The 8,123-nt window shown below is 33.8% G+C and carries 8 protein-coding genes; 5 read left to right on the forward strand and 3 right to left on the reverse strand.

What is annotated here, in order from left to right; translation table 11 throughout:
• Positions 1-350 precede the first annotated feature (350 nt).
• Positions 351-764, forward strand: a complete 414-nt coding sequence (locus tag VMW81_07305) for a PaaI family thioesterase (protein ID HUU50749.1) — start codon at positions 351-353, stop codon at positions 762-764.
• Positions 765-938: 174 nt separating this feature from the next.
• Entirely contained in the window at positions 939-2,051 is a 1,113-nt protein-coding gene (gene ald, locus VMW81_07310) for an alanine dehydrogenase (GenBank protein ID HUU50750.1), read from the forward strand.
• 121 nt (positions 2,052-2,172) lie between these two features.
• Here ald and VMW81_07315 read toward each other — a convergent pair whose 3' ends face one another.
• Positions 2,173-2,895: a 2-phosphosulfolactate phosphatase gene (locus VMW81_07315; GenBank protein HUU50751.1), complete on the reverse strand. Its 723-nt coding sequence runs from the start codon at positions 2,893-2,895 to the stop codon at positions 2,173-2,175.
• A 282-nt stretch (positions 2,896-3,177) separates the two neighbouring features.
• Here VMW81_07315 and VMW81_07320 point away from each other — a divergent pair, with 282 nt between their 5' ends.
• The gene (locus VMW81_07320) at positions 3,178-4,119 is read left to right on the forward strand and encodes an HD domain-containing protein (protein HUU50752.1); all 942 of its coding nucleotides are present in this window, start codon (positions 3,178-3,180) and stop codon (positions 4,117-4,119) included.
• Between the two features lie 37 nt (positions 4,120-4,156).
• Here VMW81_07320 and VMW81_07325 read toward each other — a convergent pair whose 3' ends face one another.
• Positions 4,157-5,035, reverse strand: coding sequence for an acetamidase/formamidase family protein (locus VMW81_07325; protein ID HUU50753.1), 879 nt, complete (start codon positions 5,033-5,035; stop codon positions 4,157-4,159).
• 123 nt (positions 5,036-5,158) lie between these two features.
• Here VMW81_07325 and VMW81_07330 point away from each other — a divergent pair, with 123 nt between their 5' ends.
• Both VMW81_07330 and VMW81_07335 read left to right on the forward strand, forming a co-directional pair.
• Positions 5,159-5,809, forward strand: a complete 651-nt coding sequence (locus VMW81_07330) for a GntR family transcriptional regulator (GenBank protein HUU50754.1) — start codon at positions 5,159-5,161, stop codon at positions 5,807-5,809.
• 208 nt (positions 5,810-6,017) lie between these two features.
• Positions 6,018-7,028, forward strand: a complete 1,011-nt coding sequence (locus VMW81_07335; protein HUU50755.1) for a D-cysteine desulfhydrase family protein — start codon at positions 6,018-6,020, stop codon at positions 7,026-7,028.
• Positions 7,029-7,316: 288 nt separating this feature from the next.
• On the opposite strand, the gene VMW81_07340 is transcribed toward VMW81_07335, so the two are convergent.
• Positions 7,317-8,123: LysM peptidoglycan-binding domain-containing protein (locus VMW81_07340; GenBank protein ID HUU50756.1), on the reverse strand; the 807-nt coding region annotated here is incomplete at its 5' end.

Genomic DNA, 8,123 nt, shown 5'->3' on the forward strand with positions numbered 1-8,123 from the left:
AATCTAAAAAGGAAGAAAAAACAGAGGATAAAAAAGAGGTTAAGGAAAAGGAAAAGAAGAAGGAGAAAGAAAAGAAGGAGAAAAAAAAGAAGTCAGTTTCAAAGAAAAAGGATATGAAAAAAGAAGATAAAGATACAGAAAACGGAAAGGTAAAAAAAACAGCAAAGAAAAAGTGATGTAAAAAACATTTTGTAACTAAATAAAAAATTTTAAGGCAGCATAGAGGCTGCTTTTTTATTTTTTTAATTTTTTGTTTAATAATCTTAATTTGAAAACATTTCTTTTATTTCAATTACAGTCCGATCAAATCTTTTTAATCAATCATAAAATCAAATTATAAGGAGATGTCTATGACAGAAGAACTTTCTGCTGAGAACTGTTTTGTTTGTAGTGAAAGTAATCCTGTTGGATTAAAGCTTAAATTTAAAATGGAAGGAAAAATAGTAAAATCAGAATTTACTCCAAAAGCAGAACATCAAGGATGGAACAATATTACCCATGGAGGGATTATTACTGCTGTGTTAGACGATGCTATGGCATACTGTATTTACTTAAAAGGAATTGTTGGTTATACCGCAAAGATGGAGATAAGATTCAGAAAACCCATTCCCATAGGTACAACATTATTGATATATGGCAGAATAGTTTCTCAAAAGAAAAACTTAGCGATAATAAAATCATGGGCAACTTTTAGGGATGGCCAGATAGCAGCAGAGGCTAGGGGGGTCTTTACTATTGAAAAGAAAGGAGAAAGTTCATCTTGATGGTAGAGATTGCAAACTTAAATCAAAATTATTTACATACCGATGATGAGGTCATGAATTTCTGTCCGGATAATTCTAGAAATCTGATCTTTTTATTTATTTTTCATTTATTTCTTACAAAATTTGTTTGTCATTGGCTTTTTTAAAATATAATTTATTTATTGAGGTGGCAAAATGATTATAGGTGTCCCAAAAGAGATAAAGGAACATGAATATAGAGTAGGGATGGTTCCCGAGGGGATAGAACTCCTTGTCAAAGATGGTCATAAGGTTTTTGTAGAGACCATGGCCGGAGAAGGAATTAGTATAAGTGACAAAGAGTATATAGATGCCGGAGCCGAAATTCTCTCGACGAAAAGAGAGATTTATTTAAGGTCCGAAATGGTGGTTAAAGTCAAAGAGCCTTTGCCAGAGGAATTTGAACTTCTTCAAAAAGATCAGATACTTTTTACCTTTTTGCACCTGGCCGCAGCACCGGAATTAACGAAATGCTTGTTAAAGCAGAAGGTTATTGCCATTGCTTATGAGACAGTTCAGCTTGAAAATGGTTCTCTACCTCTTTTGATTCCCATGAGTGTGATTGCTGGAAGGCTTTCAGTCCAGGAAGGGGCAAGCTTTCTAAAAAAGACAGAGGGAGGAAGAGGGGTTCTTTTAAGCGCAGTTCCTGGGCTTGAGCCTGGAAAGGTTGTTATATTCGGTGGAGGTACAGTAGGGTTTAATGCTGCAAAGATAGCAATAGGATTGGGAGCAGAGGTTTCTGTATTCGATATAAATATGGAACGACTTCAGTATCTTGAAACTATCTTTTCAGGCAAGATAAAGACTCTCGTTCCTAATAGACATAATCTGGAAAGAGTTATATCAGAGGCCCATATTATTATTGGAGCAGTATTGGTTCCGGGTAGAAAGGCACCGCATGTTCTCAAAAGGGATATACTACCAAAGATGAAAAAGGGCGCAGTCATAGTTGATGTTGCCATTGACCAAGGGGGATGTGTTGAGTCTTCTAAGCCAACAACCTATAGTAAGCCTGTATTTTTTGATGAAGGTATTATCCACTACTGTGTTCCCAATATGCCAGGTTCTGTTCCGAGAACCGCAACCTATGCCCTTACCAATGTTACCCTTCAATATATCAGGGATATAGCCAATAAAGGATGGAGAAAAGCGATTACAGAAAGTTTACCATTAAAAAAGGGGCTTAATATATATAATGGAAACATAGTCTGCAGGGGTGTTGCGGATGGGGTTGGCCTTCCTTATCGAGAAGTAGATTCCATCCTTTGATAAGGATAAGGTAAATTTAGGAGAATCAGAGGTGATTTTTTCGATTCTCAGGAGGTACACCAAGAAGATTTTCAATAAGAAAATAAGATGAGTATCGTTGATGCCAATTCTTTTTTCGTTCTCATATTATAATTCTTTCTTTTTTCATCCTTGGAGTGATATTTGTCTTATCAATACTGGCGCATATTTTTAAATCTTCATAACCCCCTTTCTTTATTAGATGATTACCCCATTCAGATTTTTCAAGCATTTTAAAAATATTATCCTTAAATCTATTATAGATTATAGTTGCTGCCAGAGCCGAATCAGAAAGCTTTATTTTATTTTTTATGTTTTTTATTAAACCCTCTATAATCATTCCACCACAAACAGTATCTTCTAAAGAAAAGAGTCCTCCAAGCCCAGAACATACAATAATTGTGTCTCTATAGTATTCTTGTAATTTCTTAATCAGGGCAGTTATATTCATAAAGGAAGAGATGAAGACCTCTTTGGCAGAAGATGCTCTTTTTAGAGTCTTTGTACCATTAGTTGTCTTCATAATGATAATTTTATTTTTTATAATATCTTCTCCATATTCTCTTGGTGAATTTCCCAATTGAAATCCTTCTATCCTTTCTCCTTTTTGGGCTCCTGCTAATAAAACCTTATCTTTTCCTATTTTATTAGCTCTTTGAAAGGCATCTTCAAGAGTCAAAACAGGGATTATTGCAGAACAGCCATTTTTGAAGGCTGTTGTTATTGTAGTGGTTGTCCTAATGATATCGATAACGATAGCTATCTTGTCTTCAAGATTTCCTATATAATCCAGTTCTTCCGGTGTGAATAGTAGATTAACTTTCATAATTTATCTCCTTTTCCAAATCGAGTTTTATTATTTAACAGAAATAGAATTCATCGTAAAGATAAATTTAATGCTATTGACATAATATTGTCATTATATTATTTTTGTTTACAGTCATTCTCGATTACTTTTCTTTCAAAGACCTGCTTTCGTGTTTTTTAAAATTAGACAGTTAAATAAAATAGATTAACAATAAAAAAAAGAAAATCTAAGCACCCTCTGTAAAATTGCTGATTATTTAAAAAGAAACTATTTTTTTTAACAAGTAAAAGGGAAGATACAATGAAATATCTAAAAGATTTAAAAGAGGGAGAAAAGATAATAGAGTTTTATCTTGTAGATGAAAAGCAGATAAGGGCGAAGAAAAATGGGGAGGAATACATATCTCTTAATCTCAAGGATAAAACAGGCCATATACCCTCTGTTATTTGGGATAATGTTAGTAAATATAAAGACAAATTTCAAAAAGGAGATTTTGTAAAGATAGAGGGTTTAGTAGGTATGTATGGTAATGGCCTTCAAATAACGATTAGGAAAATAAGGAAGGTCGAAGAAAGGGATGAGAGAGAAGGATTTGATGAATTGAATTATTTTGAAACAACTGAAAGAGATATCGAGACTATGTGGAAAGAGTTGCTTGATATTGTCGATAGCCTTGAAGATAAATATATCCAGAAACTGGTTAAAGAAATCACAAAGGAAAATGAGAAAAAGATAAAGATGTATCCAGGGGCCATGAGAATCCACCACGAATACATTGGTGGATTTCTCGAACATACCCTATCTGTTGCTAGAACGTGTGACTATTTCTCTGGAAAATACGGGGAAGTCAATAGAGATTTATTAATAGCTGGGGCTATATTGCATGATATAGGTAAGTTGAAAGAGCTTTCCGTAAGTAATATTACAGAATATTCTGAAGAGGGCAATCTTATCGGTCATATAGTTTTAGGAAGCGATATGGTAAAGGAAAAGGCAAGAAAGATTGAAGATTTTCCAGAAGATAAATTAATTCAACTGGACCATATTATTTTAAGCCATCAGGGCAATATGGAATGGGGTTCTCCTAAACCTCCGATGACTATTGAAGCATTGATACTTCATTATGCGGAAGATCTCGATGCAAAGGTTAATATCTTTAAAAGGGCAGTAAAAAAGGATCGGGAAGAAGGGAAATTTACCCAAAAAGACCCACTTCTGGGCAGAGTGTTGTTTAAGGGATAAAGAACAGAAGTTCTTTTGAATGACCTCAAAAAACGAATCAGATTTTTAAAATAGACTTTGGCAAGACTACCTTTACGCAGACCCTTGGGTTAACAATCTGGCATATCTTCAAGTCTGCAGAAACGCTGATTAACATCGCTGCCTCTATATATTCTAAATCAAGGCATTTTACCAATAAGTTTGCCATATTATCCAATGCTATCTTTGATGCCTTTTCAACAGTCTTACCATCAGCAATAGTCATGATCTCTTTTTTTGTTTCTACCAACGGATGGGTCAATTTCAGTTTGTTGTTTAAATTACATTTCATCGTAACTGTACCAGAGGTTTCCAGACCCGAGAGAAGGCTTTCACCGTCTCCCATAAGGGCATGGATGTCACCTAAGGCTAAGTGAGCACCTTCAACGAAAATAGGAATATAGACCTTTGATCCTTTTTTAATAAGTTTATTGTCCATATTGCCACCATAAGGCCCACATGTTCCACAAGGAAAGAGACCGTCTTTAGGAGCAACCCCTATCCTGCCAATCATAGGGGATAGAGGAAGTTTGATTTTATTATTAAAATATGCAAAATTTTTATCATAGTGAACCACCTTTTTATATGGTCTTGATATTTTTTCCTTAAATGCTCCTTTATTGGGATGGGCAAGTATTATTCCTCTATTATCAGTTAGTTCTATATCAATTATATGAATCTCTAAAGTTGAACCAGGAAGAGCTCCCTTAATAAATATATTTCCTGTTATGGCATTTAATTCAGAGGAATCGTCAGAAAGAATATTTGAAAAATTCCGTCTCTTGCCAAATCTGTTATGGGTTTCAACTTTAAAGGGTTGGCCTGGTGAAATATATTCTGCTATAGGGTTTTTCCTGCTAAAGGAATATACCAGATTTTTCTGAGAAATGATTTTCATCTTATTCTTTTTTAAATAAGTTATAATTGTATATATTTTACCTTGACAATAAGATACCGATTGTTTAAATTATACATAATACAAAAATCTAAAAATATCAATATTTTATTTATAGGAATAAAGATGGCAATCACACATCCGAATTTAAAAGAGGTGGTTTATAAAGAATTAAAGAAGATGATCATATCCCATAAGATGGAGCCGGGAATAAAGCTTCACGAGGAACATCTTGCTGAAGAGTTAGGTGTTAGCAGAACCCCTATTAGAGAGGCCTTGAGCAAATTGGAGCAAGAAGGAATCGTAAAAATTATTCCAAGGAGAGGGGCTTATATTGTTAAATTATCCAAGGAAGAGATAGAGGAAATACTTACCATAAGGGAGTTTTTAGAGGCATTAGCAGTCCGTCTTTCTATTCAGCATATAAATGGTGATGTGATAAAAAAGATAAAAGAGTGTTTTCAAGACTCAAAAGGAAATCCTATTGAGGATGATCCTTTAATAGCCCATAAAGCAGATGTAAAATTTCATGATATTATACTTGATACCGCAAGGAGTACAAAACTTACTGAATTGATGAATAATATCTATGGCCATATTCAGATGTTGCGATACAGGGTGCTGACTCTTCCTGGAAAGGCCAGAAAATCTTTGAAAGAGCATCTCAAGATACTCGATTCACTGGAGAAGCGTGATGCCGATCTTGCAGAGAGATACATGAGAGAGCATATTAAGAATGTCAAAAACGATGTGTTAACTACCTTGAAAGAGGGATAAATTTCTTTCTTTAATTCAATCCAAAAAAATAGTCTTCATAATAAAATCTTTGTATTTTTCGTGTCTTCAAAAGAAAGCTACAAAAATAGGAACCCCTAAATAGGTTTTTTCTTTTTCCCTCCCTTACTAAATATCTAAAGAATCAAAAATGGAGGGTTGGAAATTTGAGAAAATAAGACTGAAACTGCTCAATTAGATGAGGTTAATTATGATTTTTCCAGAGAAATTGAATCTTGCAAACATTCCGACAAAGATAATAAAGCTTTGTAAACTAAGCAAGATATATGGTGCAAATATCTATCTCAAGCGAGATGACCTCACCGGTTTTTTAACGGGAGGAAATAAAATAAGAAAATTAGAATTCTTTTTTAAAGATATTATACAAAAAGGGTGTGATACGGTCATTACATGCGGAGGGATTCAATCTAATCACGCGAGGGCAACAGCTGTTGTAGCCAGGAGATTGGGTATTGATCCTGTTTTAATCCTAAGGGGTGACAAGACATCGCATTATAGCGGAAATCTCCTGATTGATAAAATATTAGGTGCAAAGGTGATAACCATAGACCATCAAGAATATAAAAGAATAGATTCTGTACTAAAGGAATGTTCAATTCATCTTAAAGCGGATGGGAAAAGACCATATATAATTCCAGAGGGAGGGTCAAATGGCCTCGGTTCTTTTGGATATATTAATATGATGAAAGAGTTAAAAAAACAGATGAAAGAGATGAGTATTGAGATAGATTCAATTGTCCATGCAGTCGGTTCTGGTGGGACATCAGCAGGCCTTGTCATAGGGAAAAAGATCTATAATATAAAAGCTGATATATATGGTATAAATGTCTGTAATGATAAAGAATATTTTGTTAAAAGAATCTATAAGATCATAATGGAGGCTAAAAGGAAATATAGCATAGATATAGATATAAAGTCTAAAGAGCTGAATATAATAGATGGTTACAAGGGATTGGGTTATGCCATAAGCAGAGATGAAGAGATAGAGTTGATTATAGAGATAGCAAGGGAAGAAGGGATTATTTTTGATCCTGTCTATACAGGTAAGGCAATTTTTGGGATGCTTGACCAACTCAATGTTGATAAAAATAGATTTGGAGAAAATATTCTTTTTATTCATACAGGAGGCATTTTGGGTCTTTTAACAAAGGAAAAGGAAGGTAAATTTAGTCAGATAATCAATAGCATGGATAATTTTTAACATTATCTTAAACAGTGAAAAAACCTTTTCAGAAAAATTGTAGAGAGGGCGTGGAAAAACCTGTGAAGTGAAGTCTCAAGTTACTTATTTTTTAAGTTTTAAAACAAAGTGCTTTAATTTTTGTCAATTATATATCTCTCTATTATTCAAGTAGATATATAGAAATTATTAAGATTATAAGCTTTAACAATTTTTATAAACAATCGCGTATTTTTCCCACAGATTTTTAATACATGATGTTATGAAATATAAAATTTTAATATTTTATGAGACGTAAAATTTAGATGTTTAAGGTAGAATTATTTTTATCTTTTCTCCTGGAAGAAGCTTTGTATCAGCAGGTAGACTATTAAATTCTGCAATATCCCTTTTTCTTTTATCATTACCGTAGTATCTTTTTGATAGATTAACAAATGTTTCTCCTTTTTCAACTGTATGTATCTTAATATGCTTAATCTTGATGTCCTCTATTTCTGATGAAGAGAGTTTTCTAAAACTTCTTTCTATATTTGAGAAATAGTAAGAGGCATTTTTATATTCCCTTAAAGGGGCTAAAGAAAGAAGGGTATAACCAATTTTCTTATTTGGTTCCAAAAAGTATAGTATGGATAGTCCCATTCCTCCTGAAGAGGCCTTTACTTCATAGATTCTTTTCACTCCGTGAAAATCATTAATAGTTACTCTTTGGATAGGACCTTGTGGGAGGCCTATTTTTTTCTCGATATTATATACAAAGTCATTGAGGGCCGTCTCTCTCTTTAATTCGTGGATTTGGAGTTGAAAGAGATAGTTTCTGTAGGGATGTTTGGTGACAAATAGTAGTCTTGAACTTTGTTTTTTCCAGTCCTGAGGTAAAGTGAGAGTTATGCCTGCAAATTTATTTTTATATACTTCTCCATCAATGATTCCGTCTTTTTCTCCAGGGCCATAAACCATGCCTTCCAGACGAGACTTATACTCATTATAAGCAGTTATCTTTAATGTTTTACTCTCTTTTAATAGTCTTGCAGCCTCTGTTTTTACAGTCTGTATCCTTTCGCTGGTAGTGGGATGAGTAGACAGGAACCCGGGCAAAGAACCCCCGTCTTCCTTTTC

The organism is Nitrospinota bacterium, assembly GCA_035528715.1.
Classification (GTDB): Bacteria; JADFOP01; JADFOP01; order DATKYB01; family DATKYB01; genus DATKYB01.

Coding starts and splice junctions, on each gene's coding strand:
- VMW81_07325 (HUU50753.1), bottom strand. CDS start 5,035: ATGAAAATCATTTCTCAGAAAAATCTGGTATATTCCTTTAGCAGGAAA.
- VMW81_07320 (HUU50752.1), top strand. CDS start 3,178: ATGAAATATCTAAAAGATTTAAAAGAGGGAGAAAAGATAATAGAGTTT.
- ald (HUU50750.1), top strand. CDS start 939: ATGATTATAGGTGTCCCAAAAGAGATAAAGGAACATGAATATAGAGTA.
- VMW81_07305 (HUU50749.1), top strand. CDS start 351: ATGACAGAAGAACTTTCTGCTGAGAACTGTTTTGTTTGTAGTGAAAGT.
- VMW81_07330 (HUU50754.1), top strand. CDS start 5,159: ATGGCAATCACACATCCGAATTTAAAAGAGGTGGTTTATAAAGAATTA.
- VMW81_07315 (HUU50751.1), bottom strand. CDS start 2,895: ATGAAAGTTAATCTACTATTCACACCGGAAGAACTGGATTATATAGGA.
- VMW81_07335 (HUU50755.1), top strand. CDS start 6,018: ATGATTTTTCCAGAGAAATTGAATCTTGCAAACATTCCGACAAAGATA.